The 16,134-nt window shown below is 43.3% G+C and carries 17 protein-coding genes; 11 read left to right on the top strand and 6 right to left on the bottom strand.

Annotated elements, in window-relative coordinates; all coding sequences use genetic code 11:
• Positions 1 to 19: 19 nt before the first annotated feature.
• From ACTRWI_RS10310 to ACTRWI_RS10280, 7 genes are all read left to right on the top strand, one after another.
• Positions 20 to 1,534, top strand: a complete 1,515-nt coding sequence (locus tag ACTRWI_RS10310) for a lytic polysaccharide monooxygenase (protein ID WP_499131093.1) — start codon at positions 20 to 22, stop codon at positions 1,532 to 1,534.
• A gap of 201 nt (positions 1,535 to 1,735) precedes the next feature.
• Positions 1,736 to 3,145 (top strand): aminotransferase-like domain-containing protein, encoded by a 1,410-nt coding sequence (locus tag ACTRWI_RS10305; protein ID WP_499131091.1) that lies wholly within the window; start codon positions 1,736 to 1,738, stop codon positions 3,143 to 3,145.
• 184 nt (positions 3,146 to 3,329) lie between these two features.
• The gene (locus ACTRWI_RS10300; RefSeq protein WP_499131089.1) at positions 3,330 to 4,913 is read left to right on the top strand and encodes a cytochrome ubiquinol oxidase subunit I; all 1,584 of its coding nucleotides are present in this window, start codon (positions 3,330 to 3,332) and stop codon (positions 4,911 to 4,913) included.
• A 12-nt stretch (positions 4,914 to 4,925) separates the two neighbouring features.
• Positions 4,926 to 6,062, top strand: a complete 1,137-nt coding sequence (cydB, locus tag ACTRWI_RS10295) for a cytochrome d ubiquinol oxidase subunit II (RefSeq protein ID WP_499131087.1) — start codon at positions 4,926 to 4,928, stop codon at positions 6,060 to 6,062.
• Between the two features lie 10 nt (positions 6,063 to 6,072).
• Positions 6,073 to 6,174 (top strand): cytochrome bd-I oxidase subunit CydX, encoded by a 102-nt coding sequence (cydX, locus tag ACTRWI_RS10290; protein ID WP_499131084.1) that lies wholly within the window; start codon positions 6,073 to 6,075, stop codon positions 6,172 to 6,174.
• Positions 6,175 to 6,395: 221 nt separating this feature from the next.
• A complete protein-coding gene (locus ACTRWI_RS10285; protein ID WP_499131081.1) occupies positions 6,396 to 6,575 on the top strand; it encodes a hypothetical protein in 180 nt (59 codons plus the stop codon).
• 291 nt (positions 6,576 to 6,866) lie between these two features.
• The gene (locus ACTRWI_RS10280; protein WP_499131079.1) at positions 6,867 to 7,355 is read left to right on the top strand and encodes a GNAT family N-acetyltransferase; all 489 of its coding nucleotides are present in this window, start codon (positions 6,867 to 6,869) and stop codon (positions 7,353 to 7,355) included.
• Between the two features lie 100 nt (positions 7,356 to 7,455).
• On the opposite strand, the gene ACTRWI_RS10275 is transcribed toward ACTRWI_RS10280, so the two are convergent.
• A complete protein-coding gene (locus ACTRWI_RS10275) occupies positions 7,456 to 8,031 on the bottom strand; it encodes a nucleoside triphosphate pyrophosphohydrolase family protein (RefSeq protein ID WP_499131076.1) in 576 nt (191 codons plus the stop codon).
• Positions 8,032 to 8,230: 199 nt separating this feature from the next.
• Here ACTRWI_RS10275 and ACTRWI_RS10270 point away from each other — a divergent pair, with 199 nt between their 5' ends.
• The gene (locus tag ACTRWI_RS10270; RefSeq protein ID WP_499131073.1) at positions 8,231 to 8,389 is read left to right on the top strand and encodes a diguanylate cyclase; all 159 of its coding nucleotides are present in this window, start codon (positions 8,231 to 8,233) and stop codon (positions 8,387 to 8,389) included.
• Between the two features lie 17 nt (positions 8,390 to 8,406).
• Here ACTRWI_RS10270 and ACTRWI_RS10265 read toward each other — a convergent pair whose 3' ends face one another.
• Together ACTRWI_RS10265 and ACTRWI_RS10260 are read right to left on the bottom strand one after the other, a co-directional pair.
• Positions 8,407 to 8,973 (bottom strand): DUF1415 domain-containing protein, encoded by a 567-nt coding sequence (locus tag ACTRWI_RS10265; RefSeq protein ID WP_499131072.1) that lies wholly within the window; start codon positions 8,971 to 8,973, stop codon positions 8,407 to 8,409.
• Positions 8,974 to 9,058: 85 nt separating this feature from the next.
• The gene (locus tag ACTRWI_RS10260; protein ID WP_499131071.1) at positions 9,059 to 10,258 is read right to left on the bottom strand and encodes an MFS transporter; all 1,200 of its coding nucleotides are present in this window, start codon (positions 10,256 to 10,258) and stop codon (positions 9,059 to 9,061) included.
• Positions 10,259 to 10,368: 110 nt separating this feature from the next.
• On the opposite strand from ACTRWI_RS10260, the gene ACTRWI_RS10255 reads away from it, so the two are divergent.
• Positions 10,369 to 11,241 carry a LysR family transcriptional regulator gene (locus ACTRWI_RS10255; protein WP_499131069.1) on the top strand — a complete coding sequence of 291 codons (873 nt, stop codon included), beginning with the start codon at positions 10,369 to 10,371 and terminating at the stop codon, positions 11,239 to 11,241.
• Between the two features lie 608 nt (positions 11,242 to 11,849).
• On the opposite strand, the gene ACTRWI_RS10250 is transcribed toward ACTRWI_RS10255, so the two are convergent.
• Positions 11,850 to 12,086, bottom strand: a complete 237-nt coding sequence (locus ACTRWI_RS10250; RefSeq protein WP_004741645.1) for a glutaredoxin family protein — start codon at positions 12,084 to 12,086, stop codon at positions 11,850 to 11,852.
• Between the two features lie 153 nt (positions 12,087 to 12,239).
• Between ACTRWI_RS10250 and ACTRWI_RS10245 the strand changes: the two genes are divergently transcribed.
• Positions 12,240 to 12,737, top strand: coding sequence for a M48 metallopeptidase family protein (locus ACTRWI_RS10245; RefSeq protein ID WP_061031460.1), 498 nt, complete (start codon positions 12,240 to 12,242; stop codon positions 12,735 to 12,737).
• A 4-nt stretch (positions 12,738 to 12,741) separates the two neighbouring features.
• Positions 12,742 to 13,989, top strand: a complete 1,248-nt coding sequence (gene rlmF, locus ACTRWI_RS10240; RefSeq protein WP_499131066.1) for a 23S rRNA (adenine(1618)-N(6))-methyltransferase RlmF — start codon at positions 12,742 to 12,744, stop codon at positions 13,987 to 13,989.
• A gap of 95 nt (positions 13,990 to 14,084) precedes the next feature.
• Here the strand turns inward: rlmF and pilW are convergent, their stop codons facing one another.
• A complete protein-coding gene (gene pilW / locus ACTRWI_RS10235; RefSeq protein WP_499131065.1) occupies positions 14,085 to 14,825 on the bottom strand; it encodes a type IV pilus biogenesis/stability protein PilW in 741 nt (246 codons plus the stop codon).
• Positions 14,826 to 15,006: 181 nt separating this feature from the next.
• Positions 15,007 to 15,948, bottom strand: a complete 942-nt coding sequence (gene metA / locus ACTRWI_RS10230) for a homoserine O-succinyltransferase MetA (RefSeq protein WP_499131064.1) — start codon at positions 15,946 to 15,948, stop codon at positions 15,007 to 15,009.
• Positions 15,949 to 16,134 lie beyond the last annotated feature (186 nt).

Raw genomic sequence — 16,134 nt, 5'->3', positions numbered from 1 at the left:
AATAATAGAGAGTGAGAAAGTGACAACAATAAATCATAATCTTCTTAAAGCAACAGTAGGGATGGCTTTGCTATCGAGTATGCCGTCAGTGGCAAATGCTCATGGTTGGTCTGAGTTTCCAAGTGCACGTCAGAATACCTGTTACGAGCAAGGTGGTATTTGGTCGGGCACACCACCAAACGCAGCCTGTGCTCAAGCTAAAGAGATTTCTGGCTCATATCCGTTTGTTCAGCGTAACGAATATGCAAAAAATATACAGGATTTCAACAACATCAATGCTGTAAAAACAGCGATTCCCGACGGCACGTTATGTTACGCCAATGATGCGCAAAAGCGTGGTATGGGCGCACCTCACACGGGTTGGACTCGTACCGAGCTAAGCACTGGTACCTTTGAATATGTATTCAACGCGACGGCACCGCACAACCCTTCATTCTGGGAGTTTTACCTAACCAAACCAAATGCAGACTTGAGTAAAGGTTTGGCTTGGGGTGACTTAGATCTTATCCAAGAGGAGGGTAACGTCCCTGTAAATGGTGGTAAATACCGTATCGATGTAACCATTCCTTCGGACCGTTCTGGCGATGCAATTTTATTTGTGCGCTGGCAGCGTAATGATTCGGCAGGTGAAGGCTTCTACAACTGTTCAGACATCACCATTACTGGTGGTAAAACTCCTCCGCCAGACCCTACACCGCAACCAGATCTAGTACGTGGCGACCTGTTTGTGTCTGATCAGTTCGGGACACCAGAAATTGGCGACACAGTTAAGTACGACATCATCAACAAGTATGGTGAAATCGCACGTAGCTTCGACATTGTGATTGATGCGAGCAATGTGAACGATTGGGCTCGTCTGCTAGCTTCTGAAATTAACGGTTGGCATGAAGAGTTCAAAGGCGGCGCGATCTTCATCGGTGACTGGCATGCTGAAATGCAGCACTACATGTACTTCCAAAACGATCCGTCTCGCAATTTCTTTAACTCAAAAGATAGCCGAGCTTCAGGTCAATTGACGTTGATTGAAGGTGGCGACGGCGGTGTTGAGCCGTTGAAAGGCGATATTTACGAACTTGTTAAGAGTGACAATGTCGTTAATGCGGGCGACAAAGTTGTGATTGCAACAAGTGAAGCCGCAAACCTTACGCAAACACAAGGTTCTGCAGTAAGCATTCAAAACAATGGTACGGCTTCAATTGTGGTTGATACTACAGCGATCACAACGAACGAAACCTTGTCTTTCATTGCTAGCTCTATTGAAAGTGAGAGTGTTGAAACCTTCACATTTGAAGTGATTGCTGAAGATGGTGGTGTAACACCTGACCCAGACCCAACGCCGGATCCAGATCCGACTCCAGACCCAGACCCTGCACCAAACCCGGGCACATGGGATTCATCTAAGGTTTACCTTGGTGGTGAAGTTGTGACTTACTCTAACCAGTCATGGAAAGCGCAGTGGTGGATTCAGGGCGGCGAAAACCCGCAAGCGACTTATGAAAACGATAAGTGGGGCGTTTGGCGTCCAGCTAACTAGTCAGCTAGTTGACCTAAACTGAGTAACTAAGACACGACATTCGCTTGACGAGTGTCGTGTCTTTTCTTATGGGATAGATAAACAAGTCGACCGTGAAGGTAATTGGGTTTAGGGTGGGGCCTTGTTATACCTAAATTTCCGAGTACTTCGAATATTCAAGGTTGAGTAATTGTTTACACGTTTGATAGAAAGGAGTTTTTGATGAAAAAATCACAGATACTCGCCAATACAATCAAGAATCAGATAGAGCAAAATATTTGGCTGAGTGGTGAGAAGATCCCATCAATTAGAGATGCATGTAAGCGCTATAAACTCAGCACAGAGACGGTATTACAAGCCTATCATCAGCTTGAAGACCAAGGCTATGTTCGCTCAAAATCCAAGTCTGGTTATTTCGTGTTACCACGCAGAAATGTGTTCGTTTCGGATCATTCAAAGCAAAAAGCTATCAAGCCGTACCCCGTTAGGATCAGTGACCTGCTTTACGATGTGCTTCAACGAGCCAAAGATCCTAGTATCATCCCACTTAGCTCGGCATTTCCAGACCCTGCTTTGTTTCCGCATCAAGCATTGTCTCGTAGTTTAGCCAGTGCCAGCCGCCAAATGCCTGACAACAGCATGCTCACTAATTTACCTCCTGGCAGTGAAACACTCCGCAGGCAAATTGCCCAACGCTATCAAATGCTCGGTATAAATGTCCTGCCAAACGATATTGTGATAACTTCTGGAGCGATGGAAGCACTTAATCTTTGTCTGCAATCTTGCACAGAGTCGGGTGACTTGGTCGCTATCGAGTATCCTGCGTTCTATGGTGTGTTGCAGACCATCGAAAGGCTAAACCTTACGGCAGTTGAAATACCAACGGACCCAGAAACCGGAATCGATCTTGATGTGTTGGAATCTGTGTTCGCTTCAATGGACATCAAAGCGTGTTGGTTCATGACGGAATCACAAAACCCAGTCGGCTATTCGATGAGCGACAACAATAAACGAAGGTTGGTTGAGTTGGTGAATCAACATAAGATCCCAATGATCGAAGACGATGTGTATCGTGAGCTTCACGTCGGTAATCAAAGCTCATTGCCTGCCAAAGCCTATGACACTAGCGAGCAGATCATGCTTTGTGGCTCGTTTTCCAAATCATTGTCGCCCGGCTTTCGAATCGGTTGGGTAGTTGCAGGGAAACAAGCGTTGAAGATTCAACGATTGCAGCATCTATCAACACTTTCCAGCAGCATTCCTATTCAGCTAGGTTTGTCTCACTACCTAACGTTTTATAGCTATGACAATCATCTGAAAAAGCTTCGTAAACTTCTGAACGAAAGGAAGAAGGCGCACATAGCACTTCTAGAATCCAATTTGCCTAAGAGTGCTCTGATTCATAAAAGCCAAGGTGGTTACTTCCTTTGGATAGAATTGCCTCAATCAGTTAGTGCTGAGAAGCTTTATGAGCAAGCTCTTGAACACAACATATCTGTCGCGCCAGGGATCATATTCAGTAGTGACAAGAAGTTCTCCCATCACATTCGACTTAATTGCTCGTATGCTTGCGACGACAAAATCGCAGAGGCCATTCGTACGCTAGGTGGTTTGATTCAGGCAATGGAATAACAAGTCTAAGTCGTTAGTCTACCTTCGACTATGTTTACCTGAAATCTAGTTTGTCACTCGTCAGATAATTTAATCTGTTCTGTTTTTTAACAGCTTATCTGTTCTAGTTTAGTTTGTTCGAACTGTGCTGAAATACGCTCCAATTCTTAATGTTAAAGCCATCATTATGATGTTTGGAGCTTAAATGTTTGATGTAGTTGAATTGTCGCGTTTGCAGTTTGCGCTAACCGCTATGTTCCACTTTCTCTTCGTCCCGTTAACTATCGGTATGTCTTGCTTACTAGCGATCATGGAATCTATCTATGTGCTCACCGGTAAGCAAATCTATCAAGATATGACTCGCTTCTGGGGCAAACTGTTTGGTATTAACTTCGCCTTGGGTGTCACTACTGGTTTAACCATGGAGTTCCAGTTCGGCACCAACTGGTCTTATTATTCTCACTATGTTGGTGACATCTTTGGTGCTCCTCTCGCCATCGAAGCCCTTGTCGCATTCTTCTTAGAATCCACGTTTGTTGGCCTCTTATTCTTCGGTTGGGAAAGATTATCGAAACCCCAACACCTTGTTGTCACTTGGTTGGTGGCGTTAGGCTCTAGCTTCTCTGCATTATGGATTCTGGTTGCTAACGGTTGGATGCAAAACCCGATCGGGTCGGAGTTCAATTATCAAACCATGCGTATGGAAATGACAAGCTTCGCTGAAGTGGTGCTCAACCCAGTTGCTCAGGTTAAGTTTTTACACACAGTCGCTTCGGGTTATACCTGTGGCGCGATGTTTATTCTTGGCGTGAGTTCATATTACTTGCTAAAAGGTCGAGATATTGCCTTTGCCAAGCGTTCTTTCGCTGTGGCTGCATCCTTTGGAATCGCTTCAATTATCTCAGTAATCGTACTCGGTGATGAGTCCGGCTATCAACTGGGTGACGTTCAGAAAGTAAAACTTGCTGCAATAGAAGCCGAATGGCACACCGAACCTGCACCTGCGGCGTTCACCTTGTTCGGACTACCCAAACAAGAGGAAGGCAAAACTGACTTCGCTGTGAAAATTCCTTACGTTATGGGGATTATTGCAACGCGCTCTTTGGATGAGAAAGTGATGGGTCTTCATGACTTGCGTGACCAACATTTAGTGCGTATTCGAAGTGGTATTATTGCTTATGAATTGCTAGAGCGTTTGCGAGCTGGCGATACCTCATACGAGACGGAGCAAGCCTTTGTGCGAACCAAGCACGACCTCGGCTACGGCTTATTGCTCAAGCGATACACAGACATCGTGACTGATGCGACTGAACAGCAAATCCAACAAGCAGCCGACGATTCAATCCCAACTGTGTGGCCCCTGTTCTGGTCATTCAGAATTATGGTGGGTTGTGGCTTCATTATGTTGTTTGTTTTTGGGACGGCTTTCTTACAAACCTACCGTAAAAACATCACTCAAAAGTCTTGGCTATTGAAAGCGGCACTTTGGTCAATCCCTTTACCTTGGGTAGCAATCGAAGCAGGTTGGTTTGTTGCTGAGTATGGTCGTCAACCGTGGGCAGTTGGTGAAATTCTCCCTGTTGCGGTAGCGGCATCTTCGCAAACCGTTGAAAACTTGCTGACGTCTCTCGCGCTAATTATTAGCCTCTATACGGTCTTCATTATTGTTGAAAGTTACTTGATGATTACCGTCGTCAAAAAAGGCCCAAGCAGTTTAAAAACGGGGCGTTATCACTATGAACAAACAACATCGCTTGACGCCAAATTGGCACAACAAGTTCAACAATAAGGTGACTGACTCATGTTCGAATATGACACATTACGTTTAATTTGGTGGGTGCTAATTGGTGTATTGCTGATTGGTTTTATGATCACAGATGGCTTCGATATGGGAGTAGGAGCGTTATTACCGTTTATCGGTAAAACTAACTCTGACAGACGAGTGATGATTAACTCCATCGCACCCCATTGGGACGGCAACCAAGTGTGGTTAATAACAGCAGGTGCCGCTTTGTTTGCAGCTTGGCCTTTGGTGTATGCGACATCCTTTTCAAGCTTATATGTTGCGATGTACTTGGCTCTTATCCCATTGTGGCTGCGTCCTCTTGCGCTTGAGTATCGAGCTAAGATAGATAACGATCAATGGCGTAAAGTGTGTGATTTAGCGATTTCATTTTCAGGCTGCTTTCCGCCGATTTTATTTGGTATCGCGTTTGGCAACTTGATGCAAGGGCTTCCATTTTCTCTCAATAGTTTGCTTATGGTTGAATACCACGGATCGTTTGTTGATTTGCTTAATCCGTTTGCTCTGTTGTGTGGTTTTGTTGGGCTATTGATGGTGCTGTTGCAAGGCAGTGCTTGGCTGATGATGAAAACGACAGGTGCGCTATACAACAAGGCAAGATTGGTTGCGCAGCTGAGTGCGGTATTTGTGGCTAGCCTGATGGTAATTGGCGGTTTAGTGATAAGTCAAATGAATGGCTATCTGATTGTCAGTGAGTTAAACCATAGTGCTGTTTCAAACCCGTTAAATAAACAAGCGATAGCAGAAACCAGTGCTTGGCTAACCAATTTTGAGACTTATTCTTGGATGGGGTTTGCGCCGATTGGCAGTGTGCTCATTCCAGTCTTAGCGCTGGTGAGTGCCAGATTAAAGTGGGATGCGCTGTCTTTTATAAGCTCAAGTCTGACTAATGCATGCGTTGTTTTAACGGCTGGTTTCGCGATGTTCCCATTCATTCTTCCATCGAGTGTTAATCCAAGCCATAGCTTAACGTTGTGGGATTCAACATCGAGTGAATTGACTTTGAACATCATGACAGGCGTGGCGTTTGTGATGGTGCCAATTATCCTGTGTTACACAACTTTTAGTTATCGCACTATGTTTGGGCGACTCGATAGCAAGTATGTCGAACGCAACGGACATTCACTGTATTAAGGAGTTTTCCATGTGGTATTTTGTTTGGATATTAGGCTTATTTCTAGCCTCTGCATTTGCAGTGTTGAATGTAATCAGCCTAGAGAAAAGTGACTTAGAAACTGATCGCTAATTGATGTTTGATTAGTAAAAAGACCAGAAGCACGATGCTCTGGTCTTTTTTATGCTTTTAAATCTTGGCTATGCTGCTTTCTAGTTAGTGGCACGAAATGGTAAAACTCACTAAGAAGGGTTGATTAGAATTATTTCTAACGCGACAAGTGCATAGGAAAAAACACGAGTCACTTTATCTTATTTGAATGGATGCTTATTTAACTCGAAAGAGGACTAATAATGTACGAACTAACACGGATTCTTAGCTTTATGATGGGTAGCGCAACTAGTACGGCTGAAATGGAAGTGAACACGCAATTCACGAGCCTTGAAGAATGTAACCAAGAAGGTGCTGCTCTGGCTAAGAAGTTAAACACTACCGATTTAACAGTCATGCAAGTTCAATGCGAGCGTGACTAACCCCAAAATATAATTAAGCACTGGGCACAGAAGTTTGTGCCCATGCTGCCTCATCTGTGTATATACCATTAGCGCAAAGTAGCCTTTCTGAGTTAAACTTTTTAGCATCTACCATTAATGTTTCATTCAAAATCATTGGCTCGCCTCGTTGATACTCATATTTACTCAATTGTTAAATAGAAACAATTTTATCTAACCTATTGTTAAATATTTACTATTTGATAATGTGTTTAGGTGCACATAAAAAGTGTACTTCAGATTTAGCAAAAAATAATAACAGTAGGAGTTGCGATGAGTATTGTAGTGAGACGCTCTGAACCGTCAGATGCAAAGGGAATAAAAGAAGTTTACGAATGCACTAATGCTTATACCGGTACGCTGCAACTCCCAAATCCATCTCTGGAAACTTGGCAAAAACGAATCTCAAATGTTCCAGATAATGTGTACTCTTATGTCGCGTTATTGGACGGAGAAATTGTTGGTAACCTAGGTTTAGAAGTGTATGTAAATCCGAGAAGGCGTCATGTCGCTTCTTTTGGTATGGGTGTTAAAGACGATGTGTTAGGCAAAGGTGTAGGTAGCCAATTACTCGCAACGGCAATCGACTTATGTGACAACTGGATTAACATCAAACGACTGGAACTCACCGTTTATACCGATAACGAACGAGCGATCAGCCTATATAAGAAGTTTGGCTTCGTGATTGAAGGGGAGTCAGCAGGGTTTGCCTTCAGAAATGGCGAATATGTGGCGGCTTACCATATGGCGCGACTGTTATAACGTCTAGGTTGTATTAATAGATAATAAAACGCCACGTTGTTATAACGTGGCGTATGCTATTTCAGTTGGCTACCTACTTAAAAGCCAATATTTGATGCACTTAAGCCGTTAGTGGCTCAAGGTTTGCTGGGCGGTAATGCACTGATTTCAGTACTTTACCTTGACGAACTGTTTTACCTTCAGATACGAAATCTTCAGCACATTTAGCGATGATGTATTCACCTTTTTGAACCGCCATTAGCTTGATGTTCTGCTCAGCATAGAACGCTTCTGTCTCTGTGTATTCTGTCTCGTTACGACATACTTTACTCATGTTGCTTGAGTGTACTTCATCCCAGCAAGGTAAGAAGTCTATTGAGCGGTTTTTAGCAACGTTCAACAGAAGATCGATCAGATAGCTGATCGCTAGGTTGTCTTCTACTTTAGATTGGCCAAGGTGAACCAAACGTCCCATCAAAACATAAACGCTGTCTACAATAGCGTCCGCTTGTTCGATTTTAGAGTCAGCTTCTGCCAATTCTGTCAGCTCTTCGATCGCTAGAGAGGTATGTAGCGTATCGCCTTTTTCATCCATTGTTTCAGGAGCAGCAACAGGCAGATCAAAAGTACTGCGGAACTCTTCAATATCGCGGTAAAGATGATCGTAGATTTCTTGGTTTAGTTGAGAAAGGTTCATATTCCTATCCATTCTGTTTCGTTAATGGGTCATTTTAACAAAGGTAGGAATAGGGTGCTAACGCAAAGTCGAAGAACTCGACTTTTATTCATTGGACCAATGAGGTATTTTGCACACAAATCAATTGATTATTATGATTTTCTACTCTTTATTCTCGTTTATATTAGAAATATTAATGTTGTCGCTCACTTAGGCAGCTGTGGTTGATATTGATTTCTTTAAGTCAGTGAACGACGGCTATGGGTATCAAATGGGCGATGTTGTGCTAAAGAAAGTGGCCGATGAGTGTTTGTATGTTGCAAAAAATGGACGAGATCAGTTCGTGTCTCGTCCATATTACCAATATTTAGATGATTAATCTTGAGAGCTGAGAACTTAACTAAACAGGTACGGGAACAGTTTGCGTCGCTCTTCTGGCGTTAACGATTCAACACGAGCGATGTTGGTATCTGGAATCGCTTCAGGGTTAGGGTAATGCTTCAATACCTTTTCCATGCTCGCTTCACGAATTAAATGGTAAACCGGACAAGGGGAGCGGTTGGTTAGGTTTTCATCGTCTTCAGGATCCGCACCGCCAAAACAGTAATCAGGATGGAAGGTCGCCACTTGGTAAACGCCTTCCCAGTCTTGCTGCTTAATCAAAGCTTCTACCCAATCGATGAACATGTTGTAGTCGAGGAAATCTTGCAGCATGTTAGGAACAACCACCAGAGTCGTTTCTAGCTCAGCGACTGGTGTGTTATCCAACTCCACAAATTGAGTCATGATATCTTCTAGCAATGCCTCTTCGGTTTCTGCTTCACTCACAAAGATCTTAATCTGCTTATTACGTTGTGGCTTTGCTGCAAATGGGCACAGGTTTAGGCCAATAACAACATCGTCTAACCATTGTTTTACTTGGTCATGGATGGTTTGAAGATCAGTGTTTTGAGTGTTCGACATAACAGGTTCCGAAATGAAATTTTGCGTAGGATATCAGAACGGTTGTTAATCAAAAGCACTAATTGTCTTGAAAATGCTGTTTTTTCTAAGCTTCAGCGAGTTTAGATGTCGATACTTGAAGTTGTTTCAACTGGTAGACCCAAGCAAATATCGCGACATAGAAGATTGAGCCTCCCGCAATCACGCCATTCCAACTAAATAACTGCCAGCAGTATAAGAGTAAGAACCCGCCCAAACTGCCACCAATATAGTAGTGCACAAGGTAGAGCGCTGTTGCCGTCGCTTTGGCGCTTGGTGCTTTTTGACTGACCCAAGAGTAGGCTAGTGTATGCGAGAAGAAAGCCCCGCCACTTATCAGCAATAACCCTGCAAGCATGAAAGGAATCTCATCAACCGCAGAGACCAGCATTCCCAGCAAGCTTATACACACACCGAGCAGAATGCCGTTTAACGGGTCGAAACGTAGCGTCCATTTGTTAGACAGCTTCGAGCTGACGGTACCCGCTAGGTAGCAGAGAAAGATCAGTGATGCTAAGCCAACTGGAACGGAGTGAGGTTCTGACACCAATCTAAAGCCCATTACGGAATACAGGTTAACGAACAGAGCGAAATTGGCTCCACCAATCAACATAGCAAGCCACAAGGTACGGTTGCGAAAATGCATTATAACTGAGCGATTATGATGAAAGAACAGCCCTTTTTGCGGCTTGAAGTTTTGCTGCTCTGGTAGTCGATAGGCAATAAATAAAGCGCATAATAACGAGCCCACAACAAAGATCAGCACGGTAGCGTGCCAATCGAAATAGTCTGTCAGCAAGCCGCCTAACACACGGCCAAAGATACCCCCTAATGAGTTGGCAGCAATATAGCCACCAATCGCGACTGCAAAGGCTTTGGACGTGAGCTCCTCCACCATATAGGCGACAGCAACACCGGCGAAAGCTGCGACCGCGATCCCCATTAATGCTCTAGCAATCACGAGTTGCAACAGTGTGGTGGTAAATGCCATGCCTAAACCAATCATTGGAATCACAAAAAGACTAAATAGAATGATAGGTTTTCGACCAAATGACTCTGAAGCGATTGCCCACGGTACTAAGCTAATCGATAGCCCGAGCGTGGTTGCAGCAAATAGCCAGTTGATTTGGGTTTCAGACACTTGGAAGTGCTGAGCCATGTGCGGCAAGATAGGTTGAAACACATAAAGATTACAGAAAATGATAAATGAACCAATCGCTAATGATTGAGTGATCCGTTTGTATTGAGTACTGCCTTTATCGAACATTTATCTTGTGCCTATGCGAGGAGTTAAGCTATTTGTGAACAAGTTATCAGCACAATGGTGATTAAAGAAATATATTAAAAATATCATCTCCATATATTTAATATATCACCATGCTTGAATCAAAACCCCTTCGACATTTTCTCACCGTAGCTCAGTTTGGTAACTTTACCCAAGCAGCAAAAGCGTTACATATCGCTCAGCCAGCTTTAAGTATATCGATTAAAAAACTCGAGCAAACACTTGATCTGATTCTGTTTCGAAGAGGAGATAAATCGGTCACTCTAACGGAAGAAGGGAAAGTACTGCTTGAGCATGCCAAGCGTATCGCGCAGCAGTTTGATGATGCAGAGCTGGCGATGAATGAATTGAAAGGCTTGGAAAAAGGGGAGGTACGTTTGGGGGTGCCAAGTATGATGGGGAGTTACTTCTTTCCACAAGTTGTTATGGCATTTAAAAGCCAATACCCAGATCTCAAGCTGACGTTGAGCGATGCGGGCACGGCTTCGATTCGCGAAATGTTATTAAACGGCGAACTCGATATCGGAGTTATCAATCATGAAAATGTGCCGAGTGACCTAGAGACTGACCATTTGCTCAGCTCTGAAATGTTAGCCGTTGTCGGTAAAGAACACCCATTGGCGTCACAGTCATCGATCACCTTTGAAGAGTTTTTTGATCAAGAGCTAATCATGTTTAAGTCAGGGTATTTCCATCGTGATTTCATCGACGCGACCTGCAAAAAATACGATTTAGATATGACCATCGCATTCGAGACTAACTTGTTGCCAATGATTCTTTCTATTGTAAAACGCGAGTTTGCTATTACCGCACTGCTTAGCTTGGTAACAGAGTATGAAGACGACGTGGTTGGTGTGCCATTTAAAGATCCTGTAAAACTCAATCTATCTTTGGCGTGGCGAAAAGAGGGCTATTTGTCTAAGGCTGATAGAACCTTTATCGATTTCATTAAACAATATGTGTGATTAGTAAAATATTAACAGCTTCTAATTTACTTGGTATGCATGCCCGTTAAATAATACTAATACTTTTTAAGTAGCTAGTAAGGGACTATGAAATGTGGATGTAAGGAGCAAACGTTAATACGAGTTCGTAGAACGTTTCTCGACCGAGTGTTAGGGAACAAGGGCTGATATAAATGCAGCAAGTGAGATACTGTCTTTTAAATAAAGGGCTAGGTATTGAGATGAAAGAAATGAGTCCGTTTGAAAAGTAATTCGTCGATTATATTATTCTGTGAAAAATGTGTGCCCAACAATATGGTTATGGTTAACAAGCGGTGACTGGGAGATATTAGCTGTCTTTAAATTAATTAATTAGGCAACCCTAGCTCCATGAAATGTAAGTGTAAAGAACGAAGGCTCATTAGAGTTCGCAGAACATCAGTCGATAAAGTTTTCGGTATAAAAGAGAAATACAGATGCGCGTCTTGCAGTGGCGTTCTCAAGGTAAAAGGATAGTGGCGAAAAGGGAAAGGTAGACCTTGGTTTCCGATACTCATAACACAAAGCCCGAATATCTTAGGTGAGATATTCGGGCTTCGTTGTAAAGAGGTATAGCAACTTACATAGTGTTAAGTATTTTTTGAGTTATACATCTTATCGAAATTCTTTTGGTTCCATCCGACCATAATCTGGTCGCCGATTTTAAGTACCGGGATAGAGCGAGCGCCCATCGCTTGTAATTCTTTACGGCCGCGTTGCATCTTGGCATTCGTTAAGCGGTAAACAATCTTCTTAGAGTCCAAATATCTTTGGGCATCTTTACAGTGCGGGCATTTGTCTGCCACGTACAATACAACACGTTTCATCTTTACTGTCTCTTTTTGAGTCTAGCTCTTGGTGAATCTCGTTAAAGTGTAACGAATCCTAGGTGATTAGAAAAGTGTGATCAGTTACACTATGCGGCTCAATTCTCGACGTCACAACGTTTTGATGTGACGCAACTTGTACGGTCTTTCAGCATGCATCCTTCATTACGCTATATTCAAGGCTATCCTAAACACATTATCGATCCTGTTACTCAGCTTGTTGAGTCAGGTAAATTGGTGCCGTGGTTTGAAGCTCGCTACCCAAAAAATCATGAAATAAAAAGCGAGAAAGCCCTGTTTGATTATGCGATTGAGATTAAAAATCGCTATATGAAGAAAACACCCCCCATCAGTAAAGTGATTTATGATGGCAAGATCCACCTAATCAACAATGCATTAGGGTTGCACTCTTATGTTGCGAAAAACCACGGTGGCAAGATCAAATCGAAGAATGAGATTCGTATCGCAAGTGTATTTCGTAATGCCCCTGAGCCTTTGTTGAGAATGCTGGTGGTACATGAACTGGCGCACATCAAAGAGAAAGACCACGACAAAGCGTTTTACCAACTATGCTGTCACATGGAACCGGAATATCATCAACTAGAGTTAGATGCCCGTTTGTTCATGATTTATTTAGATTTAAAGAAGTAGCCCAATGAGCCAATCACAAAAAAGAACCACGCTAAGCCTATCAAAAAACAGTGCTTCTGATAAAAACTGTAACATTGCGGATTCAAAAGCGACTGGACAGAACAAAGCCAAGCGATCTTCTGGGAAACCAAGCAATAATAAAGGCGGAAAGGGCAAAGCTCCTTTTAAAAAAGGCACTTCTAATAAGAACGCGCCAAAAAGATCGAGCGGCACTCAAAAGCCTGCTAGCTCGAAGCGCACTGGTGGTTCACAACGCAATAAGAATATCGTTAAGCCAGCAGCCGGTTTGCACCCAAGAAACCAGCACACAGGGCGTTACGACTTCGAACTATTGGTTGCAGCTTTACCAGAATTGAAAGCTCACTTAGTTAAGAACCCAGTAGGTGAAGACACGATCAATTTCTCTGATCCATTGGCGGTTAAACTACTCAACAAAGCGTTATTGGCGCATCACTATGGTGTTAAGCACTGGGATATTCCAGCTGGATACTTGTGTCCGCCGATTCCTGGTCGAGCGGACTACATTCACAGAGTAGCAGAAATCCTTAATAGCGACGGTCAGGGGGAACCTTATAATCATCAATCCGTGAAAGCGCTAGATATCGGTGTTGGTGCGAACTGTATCTACCCAATTATCGGAGCCACGGAATACAAATGGCGTTGCACGGGTAGTGATGTTGACCCTGTGTCGGTGAAAGCCGCGAATTTCATTGCTGAAAGCAACGTTAACTTAAAGGGTAAGATCAAAGCGCGTTTGCAAACAGACTCTGAATCTATCTTTAAGGGTATTATCAAAGATAATGAACGTTACGACGTCACTATCTGTAACCCTCCATTTCACAGTTCTCTAGAGGAAGCGGAAAAGGGGACACAGCGTAAACTAGACAACCTAGCGGCAAACCGAGCCAAGAAAACGGGCCAAACCTTCAAACCTGAAGCGAAAAAAGCCAAGCAAAATAAGCCAACATTAAACTTTGGCGGTCAAAAAGCGGAGTTATGGTGCCCAGGTGGTGAAGCGGCATTCATCATGAAAATGGCAAGAGAGAGCCAACAGTTTACGACTCAAGTGCTATGGTTCACGACACTAATTTCGAAGAAAGACAACGTTGATATGCTTCGCTCTGAACTTGGTAAGCTCAAAGCGAAACAAGTAAAAGTTGTAGAGATGTCTCAAGGCCAGAAAGTGAGCCGCTTTGTGGCATGGACTTTTATGGACGACGAGCAAAGACAAAAGTGGATCGCGCTTAAATAACGGTTCACACGTCAAAACTCGAAAGTATCGTTAATTCTATTAAATAAAACGGGCTTGTTGTTCAATCAACAAGCCCGTTTTTTATCAAATTTGGGTTAAGCAGAGAGCAATTCATTCAATTTACTTTGGTACTTCTTCTCAAGCGAATGGTTTCCGGCTTTCTTTTCGAGATCGACTAAGATTTGAAGCGATGGAATTTGATAGCCATACCGCTGGTGGAACTTAAACAGACGAAGTCTAGCGTCATTATAATTGGCTTCGCTCACTTCAATTTTAGATAGCTGTAATATTGATTTTACTCGGTTCGGATCATGGTCAATGGCGCGGGTGAAGTAGTACTTGGCTTGTTCTGTATTACCTGCCTTAAAAGCACAAAAAGCCGCATTCTCATAACTGGCGGATACTAAATAGTAATAGGGCTGATCAATGGCGCGATTAAAGTACTTTTCGGCCTGTATATACTCGCCTTGCTTACACAAAAACGTCCCGTAGTTATTGAGCACGTTACCGTTTCTTGAGTCTAGGCTTAACGCTTTTCGATACGCAGACCTCGCTTCATCGACTTCACCCACTTGTTCATAGTAATGGGCCATAGAGAGCCGAGCACGGTAATAACTCGGCGCATGTTTAATAGCAAGTTCTAGGTTTTCACGTGCCTTTATCATGTTGCCTAGGCCCATGTACCCCAAACCTAATTGAATGCGAGATTCTGACATCGCAATAGGATCGCTTTCTACTTTCGGAGGCCTTTCTGTGACAGAGACACAGCCAGACAGTGAGATAGAGGCAATTAGAGCTGAGAGTAGGGGATTTGAAAACAATGACTTGGCAGGCATGTGAAGCTCCTTATGAACACCAGACAATCATATGAAATTGGTAAACATAAAGTGGTAAATCTGTGGTGGAATGCGATCCACTCTCCATAAAAAAGCTGCGCCCAATAAGCATGTTTTCAACGTTATCGAAGTAAACAGCTTGTTGGGCGCAACATTGTATCTTTGATAAATCAGCGAATAATTAATCGTCTTTGGTGAAGTTCTCTTCACTGAAGTGATCCAAATCGTAAGGCGTTTGTTGATAAACGCAGTAGTTTAGCCAGTTTGAGAAGAGTAAGTGCCCGTGACTTCGCCAGCTCGCGACCGGTTTGTTGTCTGGGTTATTGTTTGGATAGTAGTTAATAGGGATGACTGGCTCCATGCCTTCGCCCAAATCACGGATGTATTCGTTGTGAAGCGTATGCGCATCGTACTCAGGGTGACCGGTTACAAATACGTTTCGCTTGTCTTTGGTTGCCGCTAGATACACACCGGCGACGTCTGAAGTCGCAAGCACATCTAGGTCGGTATGCTCTGCTAGGTACTCAGGTGAGAAATCTGCATAGCGGGAGTGTGGCGCTAAGAAGGTGTCATCAAAACCACGAAGAATAGGGTGGTAAGGTTTATGGATCTCGTGATTGTAAACGCCAGACAGTTTCTCTTTACGAGTACGCTTTGGTAAGTCATACAGTAACTTCAAGCCCGCTTGAGCAGCCCAGCACACATAAAGAGTCGAGGTAACGTGCTTGTTAGCCCACTCCATGATGGTTTTCAGGTGATCCCAGTAGATAACATCTTCAAACTGAACCAAACCCAATGGCGCACCTGTGATGATCAACCCATCAAAGTTACGATTTTTTACCATCTCAAATTGACGGTAAAAGTTATCGAGGTGCTCAGTCGGTGTGTTTTTACTTGGACGGTCATCGATTCGAAGCAGTTCAACATCCACTTGCAACGGGCTGTTCGATAGAAGGCGCAAGAATTGAGTCTCAGTTTCAATCTTCTTTGGCATTAGGTTGAGGATCAAGACTCGAAGTGGTCGGATTTCCTGTGTCGATGCTCTTGATAGCGGCATAACAAAGATGTTTTCTTCACGAAGAACATCGCTCGCTGGCAATTGGTCTGGAATGCGGATAGGCACAGCTTTCTCCCTAAGCTAGATATGTAGACGTCTATACATCTAAATCTATAATAGTTTGATACGCTTGTCGATATACATAGTCAATAGTTGTAAATTATTTGTGTTTTTATCAAGAGAGCACTTAGTCACCTTGTGGTTATTGTATCTGCTTATCAATGCAAAAATGTGTAGAAGAGTGATTGAGTG

Source organism: Pseudoalteromonas sp. G5_S1_14_S5, from assembly GCF_054968605.1.
This window is presented reverse-complemented; position numbering and strand designations above follow the sequence as displayed.

Bases quoted from the DNA above. Each gene is read 5' to 3' on its own strand.
- ACTRWI_RS10305 (WP_499131091.1), top strand. From the start codon at position 1,736: ATGAAAAAATCACAGATACTCGCCAATACAATCAAGAATCAGATAGAG.
- ACTRWI_RS10300 (WP_499131089.1), top strand. From the start codon at position 3,330: ATGTTTGATGTAGTTGAATTGTCGCGTTTGCAGTTTGCGCTAACCGCT.
- cydB (WP_499131087.1), top strand. From the start codon at position 4,926: ATGTTCGAATATGACACATTACGTTTAATTTGGTGGGTGCTAATTGGT.
- cydX (WP_499131084.1), top strand. From the start codon at position 6,073: ATGTGGTATTTTGTTTGGATATTAGGCTTATTTCTAGCCTCTGCATTT.
- ACTRWI_RS10285 (WP_499131081.1), top strand. From the start codon at position 6,396: ATGTACGAACTAACACGGATTCTTAGCTTTATGATGGGTAGCGCAACT.
- ACTRWI_RS10280 (WP_499131079.1), top strand. From the start codon at position 6,867: ATGAGTATTGTAGTGAGACGCTCTGAACCGTCAGATGCAAAGGGAATA.
- ACTRWI_RS10275 (WP_499131076.1), bottom strand. From the start codon at position 8,031: ATGAACCTTTCTCAACTAAACCAAGAAATCTACGATCATCTTTACCGC.
- ACTRWI_RS10265 (WP_499131072.1), bottom strand. From the start codon at position 8,973: ATGTCGAACACTCAAAACACTGATCTTCAAACCATCCATGACCAAGTA.
- ACTRWI_RS10260 (WP_499131071.1), bottom strand. From the start codon at position 10,258: ATGTTCGATAAAGGCAGTACTCAATACAAACGGATCACTCAATCATTA.
- ACTRWI_RS10255 (WP_499131069.1), top strand. From the start codon at position 10,369: ATGCTTGAATCAAAACCCCTTCGACATTTTCTCACCGTAGCTCAGTTT.
- ACTRWI_RS10250 (WP_004741645.1), bottom strand. From the start codon at position 12,086: ATGAAACGTGTTGTATTGTACGTGGCAGACAAATGCCCGCACTGTAAA.
- ACTRWI_RS10245 (WP_061031460.1), top strand. From the start codon at position 12,240: ATGCATCCTTCATTACGCTATATTCAAGGCTATCCTAAACACATTATC.
- rlmF (WP_499131066.1), top strand. From the start codon at position 12,742: ATGAGCCAATCACAAAAAAGAACCACGCTAAGCCTATCAAAAAACAGT.
- pilW (WP_499131065.1), bottom strand. From the start codon at position 14,825: ATGCCTGCCAAGTCATTGTTTTCAAATCCCCTACTCTCAGCTCTAATT.